This is a genomic window from Agromyces sp. NPDC060279 (assembly GCF_042726785.1).
Classification (GTDB): domain Bacteria; phylum Actinomycetota; class Actinomycetes; order Actinomycetales; family Microbacteriaceae; genus Agromyces.
The window spans coordinates 105,766-128,227 of sequence record NZ_JBHXBK010000007.1; the positions used below are offsets into that span (position 1 = coordinate 105,766).

The window sequence follows — 22,462 nt, forward strand, 5'->3', positions numbered from 1 at the left end:
GGTTTTTGGGGCTACTTTCCCGCACAACCGCCACCCCCCGTAACGCACCCCCCCCCCCCCGCCCCCGCAGGCTTCCCCCCCCTTCCCCCCCCCCCCGCCTCCGCGTGCTCGCCCTGCCCGCCGCGATCGCCCTCGCGATCGCGCTGCTCGCGGCCTCCCTCTTCGTGGGCGTGTACGACGTCGTCGGTGCCGAGGGCGGCGGCGAGATGTTCTGGATCACCCGCGTGCCGCGCACCATCGCGCTCGTGCTCTCGGGCTGCGCGATGGCCGTGAGCGGGCTCGTGATGCAGATGCTCACGCAGAACCGCTTCGTCGACGCCACCACCTCCGGCACCACCGAGTGGGCCGCGCTCGGCCTCCTCGTCACCCTCCTCGTCGTGCCGACCGCGCCGCTGCCCGTACAGATGCTCATCGCCTCCCTCGCGGCCTTCGCCGGCACCCTCGTCTTCCTGGCGGTGCTCCGCCGCATCGCGCTCCGCTCCACCCTCGTGGTGCCGCTCATCGGCATCATGCTCGGCGCCGTCGTGAGCGCCGTCACCACCTACCTCGCGGCGACGAACAACGCGCTGCAGCTGCTCGGCACCTGGTTCATGGGCAGCTTCACGAGCGTCGTCCGCGGCCGCTACGAGGTGCTCTGGGCGGTCGCGATCGTCACGATCCTCGTCTTCGTCGTCGCCGACCGGCTCACGGTCGCCGGGCTCGGCCGCGACGTCGCGACCACCGTCGGCCTCCGCTACGAGGCCGTCGTGCTGCTCGGCACGAGCCTCGTCGCCGTCGCCACGGGCGTGACCGTCGTCGTGGTCGGCTTCCTGCCGTTCCTCGGACTCGTCGTGCCGAACATCGTCTCCCTCGTGCGCGGCGACGACCTCCGCTCGAACCTGCCGTGGGTCTGCGTCGGCGGCGTCGTGCTCGTCACCGCCTGCGACCTCGTCGGGCGCACGGTGCGGATGCCGTTCGAGGTGCCCGTGTCGATGGTGCTCGGCATCGTCGGCAGCGCGGTGTTCATCGCGCTGCTCCTCCGGCAGCGGGCGGTGCGCTCGTGAGCGCCGAGGCATCCGCCCCCTCCGTCGGCGCCGAGGCCTCCGGCCGCTCTGCCGCCCCGGCCACGCCGCGCGAGCGGCGCGTCCCGCCCGCCGCGATCGTCGCCGGGGCCGCCGCCGTGCTCTTCGCCGTGGGCCTGCTCGTCTGGGGCAACCCGGTGCCGGCCGACCAGCCCGGCTTCTGGGTGATCGTGCAGAGCCGCTCGATCGCCGTCGCCACGATCGCGCTCGTCGCCGCCGCGCAGGCGCTCGCGACGGTGCTCTTCCACACGGCGACCGGGAACCGCATCCTGACGCCCTCGATCCTCGGCTTCGACGCGCTCTATACCCTGATGCAGACGGCCCTCGTCTTCGTGTTCGGGATGGCGGCGACCCAGGTCGAGGGCGTCGGCAAGATCGTCGCGCAGAGCGCGCTCATGGTGCTCTTCGCGACGCTGCTCTACGGCTGGCTGTTCTCCGGCAAGCGGGCGAACCTGCACGTGCTGCTGCTCGTTGGCGTCGTGCTCGGCGTGGGCTTCGGCTCGGTCTCGACCTTCCTGCAGCGGCTGCTCACGCCGAGCGAGTTCGACGTGCTCTCCGCGCGGCTGTACGGCAGCATCGGCCGCGGCAACCCCGAGGTGCTGCCGTGGGCCGCGCTCATCGTCGCGGCGATCGCGGTGTGGGCGTGGCGGCGACGCGCGGCGCTCGACGTGATCGCGCTCGGGCGGGATGCCGCGACGAGCCTCGGCCTGCGCTACCGCCGCGAGATCGTCGTGCTCCTCGTCGTCGTCGCCGTGCTCGTCTCCGTGTCGACGACGATGGTCGGGCCGATGACGTTCTTCGGCTTCCTGGTGGCGATCATGAGCTACCAGTTCGTCTCCTCGGACCGGCACGGCCAGGTGCTGCCCGTCGCCGTGCTGCTCGGCCTCGCGACCCTGCTGGGCGCGTACTTCGTCATGCAGCACGTCTTCGCCGCCGCGGGCCTCGTCAGCATCGTCATCGAGTTCGTCGGCGGGCTCGCGTTCCTCATCGTCATCCTCAGGAAGGGGCTGCGTTGATCACCATCGAAGCGGTCGACAAGCACTACCGGGCGACCCGCGCGCTCGGACCCGTCGACCTCGAGATCGCCTCGGGCGGGCTCACCGCGCTCGTCGGCCCGAACGGCGCCGGCAAGTCGACGCTGCTCACGATCGTCGGGCGGCTGCTCGACCCCGACAGCGGCCGGGTGCGGGTCGGCGGCCTCGACGTCGTGACGGCGAAGCCGCGCGAGCTCGCGAAGGTCGTCTCGATCCTGAAGCAGGAAAACCACTTCGTCGCCCGGCTCACCGTGCGCCAGCTCGTCTCCTTCGGCCGGTTCCCGCACTCGCAGGGCCGGCTGAGCGCCGCCGACCGCGAGGCCGTCGACCGGGCGCTCGCCTTCCTCGACCTCGAGGGCTTCGAGGAGCGCTACCTCGACGAGCTGTCCGGCGGGCAGCGCCAGCGCGCCTTCGTCGCGATGGTGCTCGCCCAGGACACCGAGGTCGTGCTGCTCGACGAGCCGCTCGCGGCGCTCGATATGCGGCACGCGGCAGCGATGATGCAGCGGCTGCGCGACGCCGCCGACGAGCTCGGCAAGACGATCGTGCTCGTCGTGCACGACGTGAACTTCGCCTCCGCCTACGCCGACCGGATCATCGCCCTCGCCGACGGCCGGATCGTTGCCTCGGGCACGCCGGAGGAGATCATGCGACCCGAGGTGCTCTCGGCCGTCTTCGACACCCCCGTCGACGTCGTGCGGCACCGCGGCCACCGCCTCGCCGTCTACTACCGCCCCGCTCCCACAACTCAGGAACATGTGGCCGTTACGCCGGGCGAGGAGAACGGGATGCCCCGGAATCACGCGCCCGCCGAGGCATCCGTTCCTGAGTTCTGAGACGCTGAACCGACCGGCCCACCGAAAGGACCCGCCATGCCCTTCACCCTCGACCGCGTGCCCCGCGAGCTCGTCTTCCGCCCTGTGACGCTGACCGCCCGCGAGCGGCTGGCCCCGCACTACCTGCGCCTGCGGCTCGAGGGCGAGGCGCTGCGCGGCTTCGACTCGCTCGGCAGCGACGACCACATCCGGCTGTTCTTCCCGGGCGAGCGACCGGCCGACGGCAGCGCCGCCGACGTCGCGGCCGTCGAGGTCGCGGCGCTCCGCGAGTCACCGAGCCGCGAGTACACCCCGCTCGCCTGGGACGCCGAGGCCGGCGTGCTCGAGATCGAGTTCGTCGTGCACGGCGAGCACGGCATCGCCGGGCGCTGGGCCGACCGGGCCCCGATCGGCTCCGTGATCGGCGTCGGCGGGCCGCGCGGCTCGATGGTGATCACGGGCGAGCCCGACGGCTGGCTGCTCGCGGGCGACGAGACGGCGCTGCCGGCGATCCGCCGCTTCCTCGCCCGGCTCTCCCGCGAGGGCGACGCGACGCCGCGCGGCCTCGTGCTCGTCGAGGTGCCCGACGTTGCGCACCGGCCCGCGTTCGAGGCCCCGGCCGGCACCGAGCTGCGCTGGGTGCATCGCGACGGGCGCCAGGAGGGCGAGGCGCTCGTCGCCGCCCTCGACGCGCTCACCGCCGACGACCGGCCCGCCGGCGAGGTGTTCGCCTTCGTCGCCGCCGAGCACGCCGTCGTGAAGCCCGGGCGGGCGCTCGTGCTCGACCGCTGGGGCCTCTCCCCCGAGCAGGTCGTCGTGAAGGGCTACTGGCGTCGCGACGAGGCCGAGTACCACGCGCCGCACTGAGACAACTCAGGAACGGCCACCGCGCGATGCGCGTGATTTCGGGGCATCCGCCGATCCTCGACGCGCATAACTGCCAGATGTTCCTGAGTTGTGTCAGGGCTCGCGGCGGCGGCGGGCGTAGGCGCGGGCCGAGCGGCTCGATAGGGCGAGCAGCACCAGGATGTCGACGGCGAGCGTCAGCAGCGTCGTGCGGATCGTGATCTCGGCGTCGCCGCCGAAGTAGTCGACCGCCGACACCAGCGTGCTGAGGATCGCGACGACCATCACGGTGATGCGCGCCCAGTTGCTGCCACGGAACACGAGCCACGCGAACACCAGCTCGGCGAGCAGCACGATGGCGCCGCCGACGAGGATCGTGCCGAGCAGGAACGACGACAGCTCCGCCTCGGAGACGCCGTCGGCCACGAGGTCGAGGTCGCGCAGGATCGTCGGCCACTGGATGGACAGGCCGATCAGCCAGATCACGCCGAGCAGCACGCGGACGACGATGAGCAGCGCCCCGAGCGAGGTCGCCACCGGTCGGCGCTGCACGCGGGCGAGGGCGGCCCGCTCCGCGTCGCGCTCGGCGAGGCGGGTGAGCGGTTCGAACGCCGCGCGCTTCGCCGTCGCGAGGTGCTCGGCCGGCGCGAGGTGCGCCGCGCGTGCCGCGGCGCGGGATCCGGATGCCTCGGCGCCCGCCTCCGCATCCGCCGTCGCCGCCGCATCCGCCGCCTCGACCGCGGAACCGAGCGCGAGCACCGGCAGGTCGCCGTCGGTCGTGATGGTGTCGCCGCCGCCGTTGCGCGAGTGATAGCCGGTCGAGAAGTCCCGGATCACGTCGACCGCGGCCGGCACGCCCGACTCGACCACGGTGCGTACGATGTGGTCGCGCTCGACGTCGGTGTCGGCGTCGATCTTGTGCGTGATCTGCAGGGTGAACAGCGAGAACCCGACGGCCCGGTCGAAGGTGCCGGCGGCGAGCCAGTCGACGCGGCGTCCGCCCGGCAGCAGCCATCCCTCCGGCGTGCGCCAGAAGCGCACGTGGTGCCGCTTGGCCGGGTTGCCCTCGACCTCCTGCTGGTAGGCGAAGTCCTGCATCCGCCCGAAGAGGAAGAGCGGGCTCACCGGCGCCTCGTCGTAGCTGCGGCGGGTGATGGTCGAGAGGATGATCCGCCAGCTGGATGCCGCGTCCACGTCGTCGGCGCGCGTCCATCCCGCCCGGCGCATCGCCTCGTGCACCGCGGCCTCCTCGCCCAGCAGCGCGAGGTTCACGGGGTCGCCGAGCAGGCCGTCGCTCGTGCGCGCGCGGCCGATGAAGTAGTCGGGCACGTAGATCGTGGTGAGGATGCGGTGCAGCCGGGGCAGCACGAGGTACGCGAGCAGCAGCCAGAAGGCGACGAAGAAGAGGATGCCGAACCAGCCGAAGCCGAAGGACTCGCCGAGCACGAGCCACGCGAGCCAGATCGCCGCGATGCCGGCGTAGACGAAGACCGCGCCGTCGAGCAGCGCGTTGACGGAGAGCCGCCTGCCTCCGCCCGCCGTCGTCGCCCCCATGCGGTCATGCTAGCGATCGCCCGCCGAGAGGGTCGTATTCCGACAGGGATGCTGCGGCCGGCCGACGCGGATGCCGGAATTCGACCCCCTCGCGGGGCAGGGGTGGGCGGGCGGAGCGGGCGTGGGGCAGGGGCGGGCGGGCAGGCAGGGGCGGGCGCGCATCTCCCCCGCGCGACGGATGCCTCGAACGGCATCCGTCGCTAGGGTGATGGCAGGCGGCAGCACCGCCTGGACGCCATGTGAGGAGAGCGCATGACCGGCGGCATCCCCATCGAGGTCTCGGGACTCGGCAAGCGGTTCGGCCAGGTCGCCGCGGTCGACGATCTGAGCTTCACCGTGCGCCCGGGCGTCGTGACCGGCTTCCTCGGGCCGAACGGCGCGGGCAAGACGACCACCCTGCGCATGCTGCTCGGCCTCGTTCGCGCCGACACCGGCACCGCGACCTTCGGCGGCACGCCCTACGCGAAGCTCGAGCGCCCGCTCGAGACCGTGGGCGCCGCGCTCGACGCCAGCTTCCACCCCGGCCGCACGGGACGCGACCATCTGCGCGTGTACGCGACCGCGGCCGGGCTGCCCCGACAGCGGGTCGACGCCGTGCTCGAGCAGGTCGGCATGAGCGACTACGCCGGGCGACGCGTCGGCGGCTACTCCCTCGGCATGCGCCAGCGCCTCTCGCTCGCGACCGCGCTGCTCGGCGATCCCGGCGTGCTCGTGCTCGACGAGCCGATCAACGGCCTCGACCCCGAGGGCATCCGCTGGATCCGCGGCTTCCTGCAGCAGCTCGCCGCCGACGGCCGCACCGTGCTGATCAGCTCGCACCTACTGAGCGAGGTGCAGCAGTCGGTCGACGAGGTCGTCATCATCGCGCGCGGCAAGCTCATGCGCACCGGCACGCTCGCGAGCCTGGAGCTCGACCGCGCGCCGCGCACCATCGTCGACTCGCCAGACCGGCCGGCGCTCGCGGCCGCGCTCGGCGCCGCGGGCCTGGCCTACGCCGAGGGCCGCAACGGCTTCATCGTCGACGAGCCGGAACCGGGTCGGATCGGGCACGCCGCGTTCGTCGGCGGGGTGGAGCTCTCGGAGCTGCACCGCATGAAGTCCGAGCTCGAGGACGCCTTCCTCGCGCTCGTCGGCGAGGGTGAGGGGTGAACGGCATGCGCGTCCTGGCATCCGAGTTCCTGAAGGTGACGACCACGCGCATGTGGTGGCTGCTCGCCATCATCATGTTCGCCTACCTCGCGTTCATCGCAGGCGGCCTGGCGGCGCTCTTCGGCTTCACGATCGCGAACCCCGACGCCGCCGCCGCGACCGGCGCGTCGGCGCCCTCGCTCGGCGACACCCCCCTGGCGCCGCTCATCTACAGCTTCGCGACCTCGATGGGCTACGTCTTCGCGGTGATCATCGGCGTGCTCGCCGTCACCGGAGAGTTCCGGCACCGCACGCTCACGGCGACGTTCCTCGCGACGCCGCAGCGCACCACGGTGCTCGGGGCGAAGCTCCTCGCACAGCTGCCGATCGGCGCCGGCTTCGGCGTGATCGCGTTCCTCGCCTCGGTCGGGGCGGGGGCGGCGATGCTCGCCGTGTTCGGGCTCGACACGCTGCTCGACCAGAGCGACACCTGGGCGATGATCGGCCGCGGCATCCTGGCGATGGCGCTCTGGGCCGCCATCGGTGCTGCACTCGGCTCAGTCGTGCCCAACCAGGTCGCGGCGATCGTCATCGTGCTCGCCTTCACCCAGTTCGTCGAGCCGCTGCTGCGCCTCGCGACCTCGTTCTCCGACGCGACCGCCGCCATCGGCAAGTTCCTGCCCGGCTCGGCGAGCGACGCCCTCGTCGGCGCCTCGTTCTACTCGCTGGCGACGCCGGGCGGCGCCGCGGAGATGCTCGTGTGGTGGCAGGGCGGACTCGTGCTGCTCGGCATCGCGGTCGTGCTCGCCGTGATCGGCGGGGCGACGAGCTGGCGCCGCGACGTGTCCTGACCTCGGTCGGATGCCGCGGCGCGCGTCAGCCGAAGAGCGAGCGCCAGAGGATCGAGCCGACGGCGATGAGACCGGCGAGGCCGAGCGCCCCCGCGACCACGACGGCGACGAGTGCGCCGACGGCCGAGCGGCGGCTGCGCCGGGCGACCGAGGGCAGCGGGGCCGACGCGTCCCGGGTCGGGCCCGGGGCCTCGCCGAGATCGGGGATCGGCATCCGCAGCGGCTCCCCGGTGCGCGCCGGATAGCGGTCGAGCACACCGACGCCCGGGCCGTGCTCGGCGGTGCGCAGCACCTCGTCCGACACCGGCGCGGGCACGGGCTCACGACGGCGGCGGCGCCGATCGGGGGTCTTCAGCACCGGTTCCGCGGGGGTCACGACCGCTTCGGCCGCCGTGCCGGGCTCGGCGCGCTCGGCGCGCTCGGCGCGCTCGGCGCGCTCGGCGGAGGCACCTCGGTCGACGACGCGGGTCTCGTCGAACTCGCCGCCGCCCGTGCGGTCCACGACGACGGTCGCCTCCTCGGGCCGGTCGGCCGTGTCGGCATCCGCCGGGTCCCAGTCCGGAACCTGGTCGAGCGAGGCGCCGGCGAGGCGCTCGGCGGTGCGCTCGACGATGACGGTCGCGTCCTCGACCTCGTCGTGCGCGCCGACGCCGCCGTGCGACATCGCCTCGCTCCGTGCGCGCTCCTCGCTCACGAGGCCGCCCGACGCACCGGGATCGTCGTGTGGTCGTCGGCCTCCTCGCCGTCCGCCGCGGGGCGGATCGAGGTGGTGCCGTCGCCGAGCTCCTCGATGCCGCCGGAGATGACGTCGACGACCACGACCGTGATGTTGTCGCGGCCGCCCGCCTGGCGGGCGCGCTGCACGAGCGCCTGCGCGGCGGATTCCGGCCGGCCGCTCATGGTCAGGGTCGCCCGGATGCCCTCGTCGCTCACCTCGGCGGTGAGCCCGTCGGAGCAGAGCAGCAGCCGCTCGCCGTTCACGACGGGCAGCAGCCAGCTGTCCGCGGTGCTGTCGGGGGCGCCGATCGCCCGGGTGATGACGTTGCGGCGGTCGAAGCTCGCGAGGTCTTCGCGCCGCATGGCGCCGCGGTCGATGAGCTCCTGGCCGAGCGAGTGGTCGACGGTGAGCTGCTCCAGCTCGGTGCCGTGGTGGCGGTAGACGCGCGAGTCGCCGACGTTGAACACGAGCCACGCGGGCTCGCCCTCGTCCTCGATGAGCACGACGCCCGTCACCGTGCTGCCCGCGCCCCGGTCGGTCTCGGCCGCCACCTTCGCGACCTCGTCCGCGGCCGCGGTCAGCGCGTCGCGCACGGAGCCGACGGTCGCCGCGGACCGGCCGACGACGTGGCGGCGGAACGCCTCTACGACCGCGGCACTCGCCCGGTCGCCCGCCTCGTACCCGCCCATCCCGTCGGCGACCAGGAACACCGGCCACTCGGCGAGGGCGGAGTCCTCGTTCGCGCGGCGGACGAGGCCGACGTCGGTGGCGACGGCGGAGGCGACGGTGACGGCGTGCGGGTCGGTCATACGGGGCCGGTCCTCTCGGCCTCGGCGCGGAGGATCCGCAGGCCCAGCGTGCCGAGCACGAGCCGTTCGGCGACCGGCGTCGGCACACCGGGGTCGATGAGCTGCTCCTCGCCGAAGCGGTCGGGCACGAGCACGCCGTTCGTCGAACCGAGATCGACGACGGTCCACTGCTCGCCGTCGCGGCGCAGCTCGGCGTGCGTCTTCGAGAGCGTGCGGCTGGAGTCGGGCACGACGAGCCGCTGCTCGCCCTCGCCGACCTGACGCGGGTTGCGGCCGAGCACGACGAGGGCGGCGTCGAGGGGCAGGCGGGCGCCCTCGTCGGTGACCAGGATCCAGGTGATGCGCGGGCGGCGCTCGACGACGACGGTGCGGTCGATCGGGTCCTCGTCGGCGGGCGCGACCATGATGGTGGCCGCGTCGGCGATCTCGTCGTCGGCCGGCGGGCTGAAGGCCGGCTCGGCGCGGGCGGAGGCCGCGAACGCGGAGGCCGCTCCCGCGAACATCGAGGCCGAGTCGGCGAAGGCGGAGGCGGACTCCACGAACGCCGGCCCCGGCGGCATCGGCTCGATGCGGTTCGGCTCGGCAGGCGCGGCCGGGGACGCGGCAGGCGCGGCCGGGGCAGACGCGGCCGGCGGAGCAGCAGGCGCAGCGGGCGGAGCAGCAGGCGCAGCGGGCGGTGCGAACACCGGCGCGGCGGGCTGCGCGACGGGAGCGGCCGGCTGCTGCGGCGGAGCCGGCGGCAGCGTCCCGCCGGCCGGCGGAGTGACGGGCGGCACCGCGAAGCTCGGCGGCACGATCGGCGCCGCGGCCGGAGCGGCGGGCGCCGGGCGAGCGGTCGCCGGCGCGGGTGCGGAGAACGGCGCGTGCGCCGGTGCGTGGCCCGGTCCGCCTGCCGCGAAGGGCTCCTGCGACGGCAGGAACGCGGAACCCTGCGGGGCGACGGGCGGGATGACGCCGGGCTGGCCGGCGGCGAGGGGCCCCTGGGCGACGGGCGAAGGTCCGGTGTTCGTGCCGAACGGCTTCGGCAGCCGGCCGCGCTCGGGGTCGGGCGCGGCGCCGAGGGCCAGCATCGTCGCCCACACCGGGGGCAGCAGGATGCCGACGACCGTCGTGCCGACCCCGCGCCAGCACTGCGTCGTCACCCGGTGCACCGCGAGGATGCGGAAGTACAGCCCGACGAGTTGCACGATCGGCACGTACAGCAGGATGGCCGCCCACTTCGGCTGCCCGCCGAGGCCGAAGAGCTGCATCTCGTTGTAGACCGGCACCCACGCCGACCACGCGGGCAGGCCGAACTTCTCGAAGACCCGGGCGAGCATCGCGGCGTACCAGACGTAGAGTCCGAGCGCGACGACGAACCAGACGAGCGTCGTCACGAGCATGACGACGGCGAACTGCTGGGAATCGGCGGGGGTCATCTGGCGGGCTCCTCCGTGAGAACACGTGCGGGTCGGATTGTACGCAGGAATGACGCGAACGACAGCATCACGCCGAGACGACGGGGGGCTCCGTCGCGGCCGCGCAGGGCTTCGGTCTCCTGATCGACGATGGCCCACGCGGCATCCGCGTCGGCAGGGCTCGGCGGGTCGCCGGCGAAGACGGCCCGCTCGACCAGTGCCGCGAGCGCGACGGCGGCGGGCCGGCCGCTGGCCCGCGCGGTCGCGGAGCGCGTGCCGGCCTCGCCGCTCAGGACGCCCTCGTCGACGTAGCGGTCGACGAGCTCGTCCCAGGCGCCGACGATGCGCACCTCGGGCGCGGGCTCACGACGGCGCGCGGCACGGCGCCAGCGCTTCGCCGCCAGCAGCACGAGCACCGGCAGGAGCAGGCAGAGCAGGGCGGCGAGCGCGAGGCCCGTCCACTTCAGCACGGCGAAGAGCAGTGCCAGGTCGGGCCCGCCCTCCTCGGCGGGGGCCGCCTCCGACTCGCTCGCGTCGCTCTGCGCGGGCGGCGGGTCGAGCGTGTCGGTGTCGGGACGCTCGGGACGGGTGGGATGCTGCGGCAGCTGCTCACCCTCCTTGATGAAGCTCGGCGCGACCTCGTGCTGCGGCGTGACATCCACCGTCGCCCAGTCGCCGTTCGGCGAACGCACCTCGACCCAGGCGGCGAGTGCACCGCCGGGGCAGACCTCGGTGCAGCGCTCGACGCCGTCGACCTCCTCGGCACCCGCGAGCCGGAAGCCGAGCACGACCCGCGATTCGAAGCCGAGGTAGCGGGCGAGCAGCGCGACGGCGGTGGCGAACTGCTCGTCGTCGCCGACACCGGCGACGAGCTCGGCGTCGCCGGCCTGCTCCCCCGCGAGCCGCTGCTGGTCCACGAGCTGCGTGAACAGGGCCTCGATCCGGGCCGTCGAATGGCCGGAGTAGCTCGGCAGGAATGCGTAGCCGGAGCCCATCCGCTCGATCCAGCCGGCCGCCGCCTCGCCGTCGCCGGCCGCGTGGCTCAGATAGCCGCGGGCGCGGAGCCGTTCCACGAGGGTCGCGAGGCCCTCGGCGGACCGCGGCTGCGCCTGCAGCTCGGCCCAGGCCGTGAGCGCGGGATAGCGCTCCTCGTCGATGCCCGACTGCGTCGCCGGGCTGCCGAGCGTCTCCAGGCCGCGGAGCTCGTCGGCGTCCGCGACGACGCGATAGCGGTCGCCGGCGGTGAGACCGCGCTCGGCGTCGCGCCCCGTGGCGCCCGGGAGCGGGGCGATCGTGATCGCGGTGGCGCCGTCGGCCGAGCGGTGGAAGCCGTCCTCGAGCGCGACGGCGCGGGGGCCGGAGAAGTCGGGCGCGGCCTGCAGCCCGGCGGGCGCCGGCACCCAGAGTCCGCGGTAGCCGTCGCCGACGGTCAGCTCGAACACGGCGTCGCCGGCTCCCGCGGCGCGAGGCAGGCGGGTGAACCGGGTGCTCGGGTCGGCGGGGTCCGCCGCGACCTGGAACATCTCGCCGTCGAACTCGTCGAGGGTCGCGATGCGCACGCGTTCGACGCCCGTCGTCTCCCCGTCGAGCTCGAGCCAGGGCTCGTCGATGCGCTCGCTCGTGAACGCGGCGCGGTAGCCGGACAGCGGCGACGGCGCCTGCCGCACCGCGAGCTCGGGTTCGATGCGGTCGCGCAGCGCGCTGCGGTCGGCGAGCTCCGCGGCGGCGGGTGCGACGGCGGCACCGGCGATGAGGGCGACGGCGACGAGCCCGGCGGCGACCGCACGGCGGCGCACCGCGACCCAGCCGGAGAGCCCGGCCCGCTGCACGGTGCCGGCGGTGGCCCGTTGCAGGGCGATCCGGCGCGCGGAGCGCGAGCGGAGCAGCAGCCAGCCGACCGCGGCGAGCAGCCCGCCGACGCCGACGAGGAGCTCCCTGGGCGCCGGCACCTGCACGGGGCCGAGCACGAGCGGGGCGCTCAGCGCGCTCGAGCCGAAGACGATGCCGAACGCCGTCATGCCGAAGCCGACGAGCACGGCGAGCGGCGACCAGCCGCGATCGGGCAGGACGAACAGGCCGCCGAAGAGGGAGCCCAGCAGGATGACGAGCAGGAACGGCACGAGCACCGCCTGGTACTCGCCGAGCGGCAGCGCGAGGGTGAGCAACTGCTTCCAGCCGACGATCACGCCGACGAAACCGTCGCGCACGCCCTCGACGATGCGCATCGGGCTGCCGAGCGCCGAGGGGATGGCCACGGGGACCACGACGAGCGCGTAGCCCACGACGGCGAACGCGGTGACGAGCAGCGCGCCGACCACGCCGCGCCAGCGCAGCAGCCGGGCGACGACCGCGAGGCCGAGGCCGAGCACGAGGCCGACGGCGGCGACGAGCACCATGCGCGGGGAGCCGTAGACCGGCCACGCCGCGATCGTCGCCAGCACGACGGCGACGACGACGTAGCCGAGGCCGAGCAGGCTCCGCTCGTCGAACGGCGAGGGGCCGCGATCGAAGCGCTCCGCTCGGTCGGCGCGACGGCCCCGGGCCGGCGCGGCCTCGGGCGCGCTCATCGGGCCGCTCCTCTCGCGAGCAGCTGGCCGAGGTCGGCGAGCTCGGCGATCGTGAGCACGGCGAGCTCGCGCGAGCGGCGGAGCCCCGGCTCAGCGCCCGGCTCGCAGCGCACCGCGACGATCGCGATGCCGGGCGGCAGGGCGACGGCGGCGCGGCGCAGCCGGGCCGTCGGCACCTCCGCACCGGTCACCAGGTAGGCGATCGACAGGTCGGCGAAGGAGCGCGCGACGAGCGCGGCGAGCGACTCGAGGCGGATGACCCGGGCGTCGGCGCCCTCGGCGGAGGCGCCCTCGATCGCGGAGGTCGCGTCGAGCAGCACGCGCGGCGAGACCGTCGGCAGGGAGCGCATGGCCTGCACGCTGCCGCGATCGGCGGGATCGAGCTCGGCGCTGACTCCGACGAGCACGTCGCGGCCCTCGCGGACGCCCTGCACCCCGAGCGAGGCGGCGGCGCTCACGGCCAGCTCGAACTCGTCCTCGTCGCGGTAGCCGTCGAGGTCGAGGTCGAGCAGCACCGCGATGCGGGCGTGCCGGGACTCCTCGTACTGGCGCACCATGAGGGTGCCGGTGCGGGCGGTCGCCTTCCAGTGGATGTGCCGCTGCGAATCGCCGGGCTCGTATTCGCGCACGGCGTGGAAGGAGAGATCGGCGTCGACGAGCTGGCTCGACGGCGCGCCCTCGAGGTCGCGGATGAGTCCGGCGCTCGACGGCGGCAGCTGCGCGGTCACGGGGTGCACGTAGACGCGCTGCACCTCGGGCCAGCTGAGTTCGCGGCGGAGGATGCGCAACGGGTCGCCGCGCGAGACCGTCATCGGTCCGACGTCGATCACGCCGCGGCGCTGGGCGGCGATGACGAGCTCCTCGTGGTGGTGCGCGCCGGCGCGCAGCAGCGGCACGTGGGCCTCGACGAGGCCCCGGCCGACCGGGAGGTCCACGACGCCGGGCAGCGCCAGCCGGCGCCCCTCGTTCACCAGGTCGAGGCCGCCACGGATCTCGGACCCCGCGACCACCCGGTCGCGGTCGAGTTCGAGCCGCACCCGGTAGTCGTGCGCGCCGAGCAGGAACGGCACGCAGGCGAGCAGCAGCACGCCGGCGATGGCCGCGACGACCCAGGCCTCCATCCAGCCGAACGCCCACCCCGCGGCGACCCCGCCCACCGTGAGCACGGCGAGCAGCACGCCGGCGGGCGACACCGTCTCGCGCACCCAGCGCACGGCTCGGCCCGCGGCATCCCCCGCGCGCCGCCAGCCGCGGCGCAGGCGCACCGCGCCGCCCGTGATGCCGCCGAGACGGGTCGCCGAACGACGCGTGACGCTGGCGCCGCGCGTCGAGGTGACGGTGTCGTGGCCCGCGGGTTCGCGGAGCAGGCGTTCGGGTGCGCTCACGCCACCCCGTTCTCCCTCGGTGCCGGCACGTCGAGCAGGATCTGGTTGACGACCGCGTTCTGGGTAACCCCGTCGAACTCGGCCTCCGGCTCGAGCACGAGACGGTGGGCGAGAGCGGCGACGGCGAGCTCGCGCACGTCGTCGGGCGTCGCGTAGCTGCGCCCCGCGGCGGCCGCCCAGGTCATCGCGAGGCGCGACAGGGCGATCGCCCCGCGGACGCTCACGCCGAGGCGCACCTCGGAGGCGCGACGGGTCGCGTCGACGAGCCGCATGATGTAGTCGGAGACGAGCGGGTTCACGTAGACGCTGCGCGAGAGCTCCGTCATCGCGACGATCGTGTCGGTGCCGACGATGGCCTCGAGCTCGCCCTTCGGCGTGCCGACGCCCTGCAGGATGCGCATGGTCGCGGCCTCGTCGGGGTAGCCGATCGAGGTCTTGATCGAGAAGCGGTCGAGCTGCGCCTCCGGCAGGCGGTAGGTGCCGCCCTGCTCGATCGGGTTCTGCGTGGCGATCACGAGGAAGGGGGTGCCGACCGGGCGGGTGACGCCGTCGATCGTGACCTGCCCCTCCTCCATCACCTCGAGCAGCGCCGACTGCGTCTTCGGGCTCGCCCGGTTGATCTCGTCGGCGAGCACGATGTTCGCGAACACCGGCCCGGCGTGGAACTCGAACTCGCCGGACTTCTGATCGAACACGGTGATGCCGGTGACGTCGCCGGGCAGCAAGTCGGGCGTGAACTGGATGCGCGAGCTGGTGCCGTGGATCGTCTGCCCGATCGCCCGCGCGAGCGCGGTCTTGCCGGTGCCCGGGGCGTCCTCGAGCAGCACGTGGCCGCCCGAGACCGCGGTCGCGAGCACGAGCTCGATCACGTGGCGCTTGCCGAGCAGCGCCTGCTCGACGTTGTCGGCGATGAGCCCGAACGTCTCGTGGAACCAGGCGGCCTGTTCCGGGGCGATGGTCATCGGTGGTCCTCTCGGCGGGGATCGGTGCTGGGGAAGGCGGGGCGGGTCATCCGCCGGTGCCCGGGTCGGGGACGGTCGGATCGGGATCCGGCTCGGGGTCCGGCGGATCGGGCGCCGGGCAGACGTCGATCTCTCGGCTGATGTCGGCGAGATCGCCGTAGGCCCCGTCGAAGCCGACGACGACGGTCGCCTTCGTCGGCGAGTTCGCGGCGTCGCGGCTCCAGCTGCGCAGCACGGCCGAGCCGGCGCCGGCGTTCGTCACGGTCACGCCCGCCTCGGCGAGCGAGACGTTCGACTCGTTCGGCGGGATCGCCACGCAGGAGCCGCTGAAGTCGACCGAGACCGGGGCCGGCGCGGTGTTCGCGGTCACTTGGATCTCGTTCGAGCAGTACAGCCCGCCCCAGGTGTTGTGGCACTGCCGGGCGAAGACCTGCCCCGGGTTCGACCAGTCGTTCACGGCGGCGCCGAAGTCGCTCGTCCAGTTGCTGCTGTTCGAGCGGTACTCGACGTGGAAGTCCTCGATCGCGGCGAGGCTCGGGCCCGTCGCCTCGTAGCGGTAGTGCCGGCCGCTCTGCGCCGGCGACGTCGCCACCGTGTAGCTCGCCTCGCCCGTCGGGGTGTCGGCGCTCGTGTAGACGCGCACCTCGCCGACGCCGGAGGCGACGACGCCGAAGCCGTTCGAGCCGCAGGCCTTGATGTAGTAGCGCTTGCGCTCGTCGAGACCGTCGATGTCGGGCGAGCTGGACACCTTCGCCGAACCGGAGCTGTACGTGAGCGCCCCGCTGCCGTCGGCGGAGCACTGCGGCTCGCTGCCCGAACGCCACGCGAAGTACACCATCTCGGCCGCCTTGGCGCTGTGGTTCTGCTGCAGCCCGACGCCGGAGATGCGGATGGAGGAGTTCGTCGTCGCCGTCGCCGCGATGCCATTCGGGTCGAAGAACGGCGCGCCGGCGACCGTCACGGGCGTCGCAGTCTGCCCGCCCTCGTTGTTGCCGCGCCCGGTGGGCGGCGTGTAGACGCTGATCGGCACGAGCGTGATCGTCTGGGGGCCCGGAGCGAGCGTCAGATCGGCGGTGGTCTGCTTGCCGGTGCGGTCGATGGTCTGCCCGGTCTCCTGCACACGGAACGAGCGTGCGTCGGCATCCGCCGTGATCGTGAGCTGCACCACGCCGGTGCCCTGCGAGGTCGTGCCGGGCCGGTAGACGGGGGTCGCGACGACGCCGTCGACGGTGGGCGCCTCGTAGGCCCAGGCCTCCACCGAGCTCGTCGCCGCGGAGGCGCCGACGCCGTTCACGGCGCGCGCCGAGTACGAGTGCCGCTCGCCGGGCACGAGGCCGCCGACGACGCACAGCCACACCCCGGGGGCGCCGGGGCGGCAGTCGGCGCCGACGGAGCGCCCGCCCTCGAGGATCTCGACGCCCGTCACCGCCGGGTGCGCCCGCAGCGCCTCGCCGAGCGAGACCTCCATCGTCACCGAGTTCTTCGTGTAGTCGGCGGTCGCGATCGACGCCGGTGCCTGCGGCAGCCCGAGCAGGTCGACGGTCACCCGGCCCTCACCGGTGCGGCCCTGCGCGTCGACGACCGTGAACGGCACCACGCACTCGCCGCCGTACGCGTTCTGGCCGCTCGGCCAGGTGACGGTGATGGCGGTGTCACCCTGCATGCCGATGCCCGCGACGGGGCACGACGTCGAGCCGATCGAGCGGAGCTTCAGGCCCGAGCCGGTCTTGCCCGCGAACGGGTCGTACTCGCCGGAGACGCCGACGACCGGGATCGAGCAGGAGCTGCCCTGGTCGACCGAGCACTGCTTCGTGAAGACCGCGCCGCGCGGCTGGTCGGCGGGCGCCTGCCCGACGACGAGGGTGATCGCCGAGGTCAGCCCGCCGAAGGCGCTCACGCCGATGGTGACGGTCTCGCGGGTGCCCGGCCGGGCATCCGCCCTGGCCTCGGCGGTGACCTTCGAGCCCTGCTGGGTGACGGTGAATGCGCTGCCCTGGTAGGTCACGGCGTAGTCGAGCTTGCTGCGGTCGCCCTCGCGGCCGCCCTCCCAGCTCGTCATCTCGTCGTAGAGGCGCACGGTCTCGCTCGCGCCGGGCGCGACCGTGCGGGAGACGGCGGAGAGGATGGCCTGCGGGTCCTTCGGGATCACGGCGACGGGCACGGCGACCTGCGACCACGCGCGCTGGCCGGGGAGCCGCACGCCGACCAGGCAGAGGTCCGACCAGGGGGCGCCGGCGCCGGCCCGGTACTCGACGTTCGTGCCGCCCGCGGGCGTGCAGCTCGCGGCCTTGCGCTGCACGGGGAACTCGCCGTCGCCGGCCACTTCGACGGCGTCGCCCGAGGCGAGGTCGAGGAGCTTCGCGACGTCGAAGGTCTTCGAGCCCTCCTCCTTCACCTCGACGGGGCTGACGTCGCCGCGCAACTGCACGCGCAGCTCGTCGGCCGCGGGCACGATGAGGAAGCCGAACGCCTCGACCTCGCCGCCGGCGGTGTTCTCGCCGCTCAGGCGGAACGGCACGAGGGCGCCGTCCTTCGGCAGCGGACCGCGGATGCGCTGGCCTTCGACGGTGTACCCGGCCGACGCCGCGGCCTTGCCCCACAGCTCGAGCTTCAGCGTGCGGGCGTCGCCGGAGGCCCAGACGACCCGGCCGCTGACGACGTCGAGGCCGCGCTGCTCGAGATCGAGCCGAGTGCGCGCGGTGACGACGGTGTCGTTCACGACCGGCACCTCGGTCGAGGCGGACTCCGTGACGTTCACCACGATGAGCCCCTCGGCCGTCGAGGAGGTGCGCTCGGAGGCGACGGTGTAGCGGTAGGAGTTGGTGCCCACCACGTCGCCGGCGCGCAGCACCACGCGGCGGTCGCCGAGGGAGGTCTGGTCGTCGATGAGCGCGAGGAGGCGCTGGTACTCGGGGGTGCCCTCCGGCGCGTTCGGCACGAGCTTCACGAGCCGCAGCGCGCCCTGCGCCGGGTCGAGGTCGTTGCCGGCCGGGTCGACGGTCACCGGGGAGTCGGAGGAGCGCTGCACGCGCACGTAGTCGCTGAACGTCACGGGCGCCGCGTCGGTGACCGCGGCGGTCAGCACGCCGACGCGCACCGCCGCGCTGCCCGTGGCGCCCGAGGCATCCCGCACCGTGTACTCGAAGCTCGGCTGGGTGTCGCCGGTGCCGTCGGCCGGGGCGGTGTAGACGATCGCGTCGCCCTCGGCGGAGATCGTCGCGACGCCGAGGCCCTTGCCCGGCTGCGTCACCGAGGTGAGCACGGTGCGGTCGCCGTCCGGATCCATGCCGGCGGCCGGCACGGGGATCGACACGCTCTGCCCGCTCAGCACGCGGGCGACGAGCGAGCGCGGCTGCGGCGCGCGGTTCGCACCGTCGGGCAGCACCGTCACGGTCACCGTGGAGTGGTCGAGCCGATCGGGCGCCTGCTCCAGGCCGACGGCGTAGCCGAGCTCGTAGGTGCCGGGGGTCTTCGGCGCCAGGTAGCGGATGCTGCTGCCGGAGGCGAACACGAGCTCGCCCGCGGTGCCGGAGCCCGTGACCTCGGGATGCACGACGAGCCGCTCGGCGCGGGGGCTCACGTCGTTCGCGGTGACGGGGATACTGACGAGCTCGCCCGCGCGCATCGTCACGGTGTCGGGCATGGCGATCGGGCTGAGCCCGGCCGTGCGGGCGACGAGGAAGACGCTGAGGTCGCCGACGGCGGTGCCGCCCGCGCCGTCGGACACGGTGACCCGCGCGCGTCCGACGAGCCCGGGCTGGCCGTCGCGCGTCGCCCCGGCCACCCGGACCTGGGACTGGCCGACGAGCCCGATGTTCAGCTCGGGTGAGACGGAGACGGCGTCGGTGACCATGAGCACCCGGCCGCCGGTGTTCTGCACGGCGCCGAGCACGTCGACCATGGTGTCCTCGCCCTGCCGGACGAAGGCGGTCATCGGCGCGATCGCGATCGGCGCGCCCGGCGGGGCCACGGTGACGCGGATGGTCGCGGCCTGCTCGGCGCGCGTCACCAGGTCCTGCACCGTGAAGGTGGCGGTGTACGCCCCCGGCTCGGCCGCGCGCAGCTCGACCTGGCCCGCCGCGGCGTTCGGCACGACCTCGAGGCCCGCGCCCTCCGCCGAGGCGGTCGGCACGGCGTCGAGGAGGCGCAGCGAACCGGAGCCGCCCGAGGCATGGTCGGCGATCGAGACGATCGCGGTACGCCCGGCTCCCGCGGTCACCGCGACCGGCGAGACGTCGAGAGCGGCGCTCGAGGTCACCCGCACGTCGAGGGTGGCCTCGGCGCTCGCCCCGTGCACGTCCGCGACGGTGATCTTCACCGGCACGGAGGTGCCGGCGGCGTTCGGGTCGGTGTGCCGGATGGCGACGCGGCCGTTGCCCATCGGCACGACCGTGACCGGGGCCGCCGGGTCGAGCGGCTCGGCGCCGGCGAGCACGAAGGCGTCGCCCTCCGGATCGACCCAGCCCGACAGCACGTCGACGATCGCGGTACCGCCCGGCATCAGCTGCGGCGACGGCCACTGCTGCACGCACCCCTCGACGCCGCACCAGACCGGCGCGGAGTTCTGGTCGTCGGGCACGACCGTGAGCGTGACGGTCACGGGCGCGGAGCTCGCCTGCCCGTCGGTGACGGCGTAGCTGAAGGTGGTCGAGCCGCTCGTCGCCCGCACGCGGACGGTGGGCGTCTGGTCGTTCGCGACGAGCGAGAGCTCGCCGAAGCCCGGATCGGCGAGGCCGCCGGCCATCGAGGCGCGGTCGACCGTCAACACGTCCTTCGAATTGGGGTCGTGGTCGTTCAGCAGCACGGGCAGCTCGACCTGCTGGCCCGCGCGCACCCCGAAGGAGTCGGCGACCGCGACGGGCGGCTCCTGCCGCGCGAGGTCCTCCACCTGCTGGGTGCCGACCTTGTCTTCCACCTCGTCGTCGAGGTTCCACTGCTCGAGGGGCACGAGCCGGCCGTCGGGCAGCGTCCAGAGCAAGCCGCCCGCGGTCTCGTTCAGCACCGCCCGGTCGCCGTTCGTGCGCAGCACGGGCGAGAGCGAGGCGGAGGCATCCGTCTCGCCGGCCGGCATGGCGAGCGCCACCGACTCGCCCGTGTCGCTGAACCAGGCGCTGCCGCCGTCGGGCGCGAGCCAGGCCGCCACGACGGTGCTGCCCGCCACGACGGGGCGCGCGGGCGTGCCCGCGTCGCTCGCGACCCGCTCGGGGTCGGCGCCGTCGAGCGGGATCGACAGCAGCCCCTCGGCGTCGGCGACGTAGGCCGTGTCGCCGGACGCCGCGCTCTGCTGCAGCAGCGCGTCGGCGCCGACGTCGAGCTGCTCGGGCGCGCCGCCGTCGACCCAGACGCGACCGTCGGCCGCATCGACGAGCAGCCAGTGCTCGCCGACGACGGCGAGCTGCACCCCGGCGTCCGCCGCGGGCGGGGACTCGATGGGCGTCGGATCGGTGAAGCGGCCGCCCTCGGCGTCATAGCCGCGCACCGCGCCCTCGCGGGCGGAGTACATGACGAGCTGCCCGTCGGGCGAGATGCCGATGGCGTTGGCGGCGTACGTCTCGTCGTCGCCGGCGCCCTGCTCCTCACCCGCGAACGGGTCGACCGGCACCGGCTGCTCGCTCTCGATCCGGCCGACGTGCACAGTGCCGGTGTCGGTGCGATAGGCGATCCAGTCGCCCGCCGACTGCACCTCGCGCGTGCCGACCGGGGTCGGGGTGCCGCCCACGCCCTCGTCGCCGACGAGATCGACGGGGTCGGCCACGTTCACCGGCCAGCGCTGCCCGAGGCCCTGGCTGTAGACCGAGGCGCGCGAGCCGGACTGCACGATCGCGCTGGGGTCGTCGACGTCGCGCACGACGTCGATCTCGGCGAGGTCGGTGTTCACCCGGGCGTACTGGCCCGCGTCGCGGCTCACCCACACCGAGGTCTCGAGCCGGGGCACCTGCTGCGCCTCGTAGCCGTTCGCCGTGACCGCGAGGGTCACCACGGTCGCGACGGCGGCGACGCCGGCCACGGCGCCGATGATCGCCCCGCGGGTGGGTCGGCGCCCGCTGCGCTCCCGCTGCGCGGCGGCCATCAGAGGATCCCCGTGAGGTTCAGGGCGACGGCGCCCGCGAGGAGCACCCCGAGGCCGGCTCCCACGCCGATGAGCGTCGGCTTCAGCCATCCGTTGCGCGCCGGGGCGGCGGCGAGCCCGCCGTCGTCGACGACGCGCCCACGGGGCGTCGCGGCGGACGCGGTGCGCGCGGCGAGCCGGCCGTCGGGCTTCACGGTGGAGACGACGGGCCCGCGGGTCGAGGCGTCGGCGAAGTCGATCGGGGCGGCGGCGGCCCACTCCGGGGCCGCGACCTCGAGCGTCGTCGGGGTGAGACCGAGCTCGTACTGGGCCCAGCGCAGCTGCTCGCCGAACTCGTTCATCGAGGCGTACCTGCGCGAGGGGTCGCGCTGCATCGCGGTCGCGAGCACCGCGTCGATGCGGGGCGGCACCCCGCGCGGCGAGAGCGGCGTGTACCTCGCCGAGAGCACCCGGCGGGAGAGCTGGTCGACGGTGTTCCGGGCGCGGTCGGGCAGCTCGAAGGGGCTGTGGCCCGCGAGGAGCGTGTAGAGGGTCGCGCCGAGCCCCCAGATCTCGGAGGCGACGGTGCCGGTGGTCTGTTCGCCGAGCACTTCCGGCGCGCTCCACGGGATCGACATGGCGAACGCCTCGCCCTGGCCGTCGCCGATCGCGGCGGCGATGCCGAAGTCGGCGAGCACGGGGGCGCCGAGCGAGTTCAGCAGCAGGTTGCTGGGCTTGATGTCGCGGTGCAGGAGGCCGGTGCGGTGCGCCGTCTCGAGGGCGCCCGCCATCCGCACGCCGATGTCGAGCACCTCGTCGTAGGGCATCGGCCCCCGCTTGGCCTTCGCGCCGAGCGAATCGGGGCAGTACTCCATCACGAGGTACGGACGGCCGTCCGCCGAGATCGAGGCCTGGTGGATGGTGACGATCGAGGGGTGCGCGCTGAGTCTGGCCATGGCGTCGGCCTCGACCGTGAAGGAGCGGCGCGCCTCGGCGTCGACGACGTCGGCGAGCAGCACCTTCACCGCGGTGACGCGGCGCGGCAGGTCCTGCTCGTAGAGGAACACATCGGCGAAGCCACCGGTGCCGAGCGGGCGCACGTAGCTGTAGCCCGCGAGGACGGGCGGCGCAGAGGGCAATCGCTTCGCCACGCGGCCCCTCCCTGCCAGCTCGTCATCGGACCGCCGACAGGCGCACCCCGTTCCGTTCTCCGAGCCCGGCCGCCGCCGTCGCGGCCCCCGGATCCCGCGGACGCCTGCCTGCGGCGTCCGCGAGTCATCCTAGAT

At 74.2% G+C, this 22,462-nt stretch carries 15 protein-coding genes; 6 read left to right on the plus strand and 9 right to left on the minus strand.

What is annotated here, in order from left to right; genetic code table 11:
* The first annotated feature begins 104 nt into the window (after positions 1–104).
* Genes ACFWE1_RS16045 through ACFWE1_RS16060 form a run of 4 tightly spaced genes read left to right on the plus strand, consistent with a single transcriptional unit; the run spans position 105 to position 3,777 of the window.
* Positions 105–1,043: an ABC transporter permease gene (locus tag ACFWE1_RS16045; RefSeq protein WP_376934406.1), complete on the plus strand. Its 939-nt coding sequence runs from the start codon at positions 105–107 to the stop codon at positions 1,041–1,043.
* The gene (locus ACFWE1_RS16050; protein WP_376934407.1) at positions 1,040–2,077 is read left to right on the plus strand and encodes an iron chelate uptake ABC transporter family permease subunit; all 1,038 of its coding nucleotides are present in this window, start codon (positions 1,040–1,042) and stop codon (positions 2,075–2,077) included. The genes ACFWE1_RS16045 and ACFWE1_RS16050 overlap by 4 nt, the downstream gene beginning before the upstream one ends.
* The gene (locus tag ACFWE1_RS16055) at positions 2,074–2,931 is read left to right on the plus strand and encodes an ABC transporter ATP-binding protein (protein ID WP_376934408.1); all 858 of its coding nucleotides are present in this window, start codon (positions 2,074–2,076) and stop codon (positions 2,929–2,931) included. Before ACFWE1_RS16050 ends, ACFWE1_RS16055 begins: the two co-directional genes overlap by 4 nt.
* 36 nt (positions 2,932–2,967) lie before the next feature.
* Positions 2,968–3,777 (plus strand): siderophore-interacting protein, encoded by an 810-nt coding sequence (locus tag ACFWE1_RS16060; RefSeq protein ID WP_376934409.1) that lies wholly within the window; start codon positions 2,968–2,970, stop codon positions 3,775–3,777.
* Between the two features lie 93 nt (positions 3,778–3,870).
* Here the strand turns inward: ACFWE1_RS16060 and ACFWE1_RS16065 are convergent, their stop codons facing one another.
* On the minus strand, positions 3,871–5,310 hold the full coding sequence (locus ACFWE1_RS16065; RefSeq protein ID WP_376934410.1) for an LssY C-terminal domain-containing protein: 1,440 nt from the start codon (positions 5,308–5,310) through the stop codon (positions 3,871–3,873).
* 252 nt (positions 5,311–5,562) lie between these two features.
* Between ACFWE1_RS16065 and ACFWE1_RS16070 the strand changes: the two genes are divergently transcribed.
* A complete protein-coding gene (locus ACFWE1_RS16070) occupies positions 5,563–6,459 on the plus strand; it encodes an ATP-binding cassette domain-containing protein (protein WP_376934411.1) in 897 nt (298 codons plus the stop codon).
* A 5-nt stretch (positions 6,460–6,464) separates the two neighbouring features.
* Complete coding sequence (locus ACFWE1_RS16075; protein WP_376934412.1) at positions 6,465–7,289, plus strand: ABC transporter permease; 825 nt, start codon at positions 6,465–6,467, stop codon at positions 7,287–7,289.
* 25 nt (positions 7,290–7,314) lie between these two features.
* Here the strand turns inward: ACFWE1_RS16075 and ACFWE1_RS16080 are convergent, their stop codons facing one another.
* From ACFWE1_RS16080 to ACFWE1_RS16115, 8 genes are read right to left on the minus strand one after another with little or no spacing between them, the layout of a single operon-like run.
* A complete protein-coding gene (locus ACFWE1_RS16080; RefSeq protein ID WP_376934413.1) occupies positions 7,315–7,983 on the minus strand; it encodes a hypothetical protein in 669 nt (222 codons plus the stop codon).
* Entirely contained in the window at positions 7,980–8,816 is an 837-nt protein-coding gene (locus tag ACFWE1_RS16085) for a PP2C family protein-serine/threonine phosphatase (protein WP_376934414.1), read from the minus strand. The genes ACFWE1_RS16080 and ACFWE1_RS16085 overlap by 4 nt, the downstream gene beginning before the upstream one ends.
* Entirely contained in the window at positions 8,813–10,234 is a 1,422-nt protein-coding gene (locus ACFWE1_RS16090; protein WP_376934415.1) for a DUF5684 domain-containing protein, read from the minus strand. The genes ACFWE1_RS16085 and ACFWE1_RS16090 overlap by 4 nt, the downstream gene beginning before the upstream one ends.
* On the minus strand, positions 10,231–12,780 hold the full coding sequence (locus ACFWE1_RS16095) for a transglutaminase domain-containing protein (protein ID WP_376934416.1): 2,550 nt from the start codon (positions 12,778–12,780) through the stop codon (positions 10,231–10,233). Before ACFWE1_RS16095 ends, ACFWE1_RS16090 begins: the two co-directional genes overlap by 4 nt.
* A complete protein-coding gene (locus tag ACFWE1_RS16100) occupies positions 12,777–14,165 on the minus strand; it encodes a DUF58 domain-containing protein (protein WP_376934417.1) in 1,389 nt (462 codons plus the stop codon). Before ACFWE1_RS16100 ends, ACFWE1_RS16095 begins: the two co-directional genes overlap by 4 nt.
* Positions 14,162–15,127, minus strand: a complete 966-nt coding sequence (locus ACFWE1_RS16105; RefSeq protein WP_243569752.1) for a MoxR family ATPase — start codon at positions 15,125–15,127, stop codon at positions 14,162–14,164. Before ACFWE1_RS16105 ends, ACFWE1_RS16100 begins: the two co-directional genes overlap by 4 nt.
* A 46-nt stretch (positions 15,128–15,173) precedes the next feature.
* A complete protein-coding gene (locus ACFWE1_RS16110) occupies positions 15,174–21,197 on the minus strand; it encodes an Ig-like domain-containing protein (RefSeq protein WP_376934418.1) in 6,024 nt (2,007 codons plus the stop codon).
* On the minus strand, positions 21,197–22,327 hold the full coding sequence (locus tag ACFWE1_RS16115) for a serine/threonine-protein kinase (RefSeq protein ID WP_376934419.1): 1,131 nt from the start codon (positions 22,325–22,327) through the stop codon (positions 21,197–21,199). The genes ACFWE1_RS16110 and ACFWE1_RS16115 overlap by 1 nt, the downstream gene beginning before the upstream one ends.
* Positions 22,328–22,462 lie beyond the last annotated feature (135 nt).

Excerpts from the sequence above, each read along its gene's own strand:
- ACFWE1_RS16060 (WP_376934409.1), top strand. The coding sequence starts at position 2,968 with ATGCCCTTCACCCTCGACCGCGTGCCCCGCGAGCTCGTCTTCCGCCCT.
- ACFWE1_RS16065 (WP_376934410.1), bottom strand. The coding sequence starts at position 5,310 with ATGGGGGCGACGACGGCGGGCGGAGGCAGGCGGCTCTCCGTCAACGCG.
- ACFWE1_RS16070 (WP_376934411.1), top strand. The coding sequence starts at position 5,563 with ATGACCGGCGGCATCCCCATCGAGGTCTCGGGACTCGGCAAGCGGTTC.
- ACFWE1_RS16075 (WP_376934412.1), top strand. The coding sequence starts at position 6,465 with ATGCGCGTCCTGGCATCCGAGTTCCTGAAGGTGACGACCACGCGCATG.
- ACFWE1_RS16085 (WP_376934414.1), bottom strand. The coding sequence starts at position 8,816 with ATGACCGACCCGCACGCCGTCACCGTCGCCTCCGCCGTCGCCACCGAC.
- ACFWE1_RS16090 (WP_376934415.1), bottom strand. The coding sequence starts at position 10,234 with ATGACCCCCGCCGATTCCCAGCAGTTCGCCGTCGTCATGCTCGTGACG.
- ACFWE1_RS16095 (WP_376934416.1), bottom strand. The coding sequence starts at position 12,780 with ATGAGCGCGCCCGAGGCCGCGCCGGCCCGGGGCCGTCGCGCCGACCGA.
- ACFWE1_RS16105 (WP_243569752.1), bottom strand. The coding sequence starts at position 15,127 with ATGACCATCGCCCCGGAACAGGCCGCCTGGTTCCACGAGACGTTCGGG.
- ACFWE1_RS16110 (WP_376934418.1), bottom strand. The coding sequence starts at position 21,197 with ATGGCCGCCGCGCAGCGGGAGCGCAGCGGGCGCCGACCCACCCGCGGG.